Origin of the sequence: Methanosaeta sp. UBA356, assembly GCF_002496465.1 — an archaeon.
GTDB lineage: Archaea > Halobacteriota > Methanosarcinia > Methanotrichales > Methanotrichaceae > Methanothrix > Methanothrix soehngenii.
Window position 1 is genome coordinate 1 of record NZ_DAKC01000061.1, and the last position, 1,882, is coordinate 1,882.

Sequence of the window (1,882 nt, forward strand, 5' to 3'; positions counted from 1 at the left end):
GATTATCTTTCCGATCAGGAGAATGGCATGAAGAACCTCATCACCTGGTTCCTCAACCAGGTGATGCTCGCAGAGGCCCTCCAGCAGGCAGGAGCTGCCCAGTACGAGCGCACCGATGCGCGGAAAGCGCATCGGAACGGGTACAAGGACCGATCCCTCAAGACCCGATACGGGGAGACAGTCCTCCGGAAACCCCAGTTCCGCGAGTTCCCGTTCGAGACGCAGGTCTTCGGGCGCTATGCCCGGGTGGAGAAAGCTCTGGTGAACGCAATCGTCGAATCCTACCTCCAGGGAGTTTCGACGAGAAAGATCCAGGAGATCGTCAGTCATCTGGGGATCGATCAGCTTTCCCCGGCTTCGGTCTCCCGGATGGCCAAGGACCTCGACGACCAGGTGCAGGCATTCCTCCTGCGGCCGATCGAACAGGCTATCCCATACCTCTTCGTGGATGCCTCCTACTACAAAATCCGGGACGGAGCACGATACGTCACCAAAGCGGTCCTGGTGGTCGCCGGCGTCCGGGACGACGGCTACCGGGAGATCCTGGGAGCTAGGATCACCGACTGTGAGAATGAAGAATTCTGGTCGGGACTGTTCGAGAACCTCAAAGAACGGGGACTTACCGGGGTTCAACTGGTCATCTCGGATGGGCATACCGGCATCCAGAAGGCGGCTGAAGCCGCCTTCCTCGGCGCATCCTGGCAGATGTGTCAGGTGCATTGTACCCGGGCCGTCTTGAGGAATATTCCCCGGAAACATCAGAAAGAGGTTGTAGAGGGGCTGAAGGAGGCCTATGGGAATGAGCAGAGACTCCAGGATCTCGCTGATGACCTGAATGCCAGGGGATACCGGAAAGCAGCCAACACCATCGAGCGATTCCTCCCGGGGCTCATGAGTTATACGGCATTCCCAAAACCGCACGGGAAACGGCTCAGAACTACGAACATGATGGAGCGGGTCAATAGGGAACTGAAACGGAGAACCAAGGTTGTAGGCGTGTTCCCGAACGAGGAATCCCTTCTCCGGTTGGTCGGATCCATCCTGATGGACATCAACGAGGAGTGGGTCACCGGCAGAAGGTATTTGACCATGGAGAAGGAATGATCAGGCAAGGAGACAGGGCTCAGCCAAATTACAGAAGATCTGAGACGTTACCGCCGGCTTCATCGGCTCGAACCTTGCAGATAAGGTCGCAACTCGCACCTCCAATGCTCCAACTCTATTCCATGGGAACATCACAAGCTGCACCTCGTACTCAAGTTCCTGCCCTGCGACCGGTCGCATATCGCACCTGGCGGTGCTCGAACCCCAGTCCATGGGAACGTCATATCTAAACAGCATCACGGCGTCGTGATCATCGGTAACCTCGCCGCCGGGGGACGTTTTCGCGAAAACAATACTCACTCCAATACGAGCCGAAGAAATATGATACGGCTACCCAGAACAATATGCTTCCTAATTTGTGCTGGAGCGAAATAACGGCACAGAATCATAGATTGGCGTATCATACACTTTCATTTCCCTTTCACCTTCATCATACCATAGCATAAACTTGGGCAGTGTAATCAGAATCGGTCTAGGGTTTTTATTAGAGATGCTTGCATCGAAGATAATGCTTCCAACAGAGCGATCTAACTTCTTCAACTCGGGATTACTAATCTCGAAGACCCAGACGTATTTAGGAACATCAGCTATCGAGAAGATATTTGTGATCTCTTCGGGATATTTGGTTTTGTCTGTAAACCAAAACTTTACCCTTTGTGAACGCATTAGATATGCCCTATAAATAATTCTCCCATCTACAACGATCTCATGAATGATATCGTCAAACCGCGCAATCGTATCTATGGTCTTGGTTAGCAGAAGTTTAACAAAAGTATAA

The 1,882-nt window shown here is 52.5% G+C and carries 3 protein-coding genes; 1 reads left to right on the forward strand and 2 read right to left on the reverse strand.

Annotated elements, in window-relative coordinates; translation table 11 throughout:
• The coding region (locus tag BP727_RS05275; RefSeq protein ID WP_286857730.1) for an IS256 family transposase at positions 1-1,104 on the forward strand (1,104 nt) is incomplete at its 5' end.
• On the opposite strand, the gene BP727_RS05280 is transcribed toward BP727_RS05275, so the two are convergent.
• On the reverse strand, positions 1,105-1,341 hold the full coding sequence (locus BP727_RS05280; RefSeq protein ID WP_286857731.1) for a hypothetical protein: 237 nt from the start codon (positions 1,339-1,341) through the stop codon (positions 1,105-1,107).
• A 114-nt stretch (positions 1,342-1,455) separates the two neighbouring features.
• The coding region (locus BP727_RS05285; protein ID WP_286857733.1) for a hypothetical protein at positions 1,456-1,882 on the reverse strand (427 nt) is incomplete at its 5' end.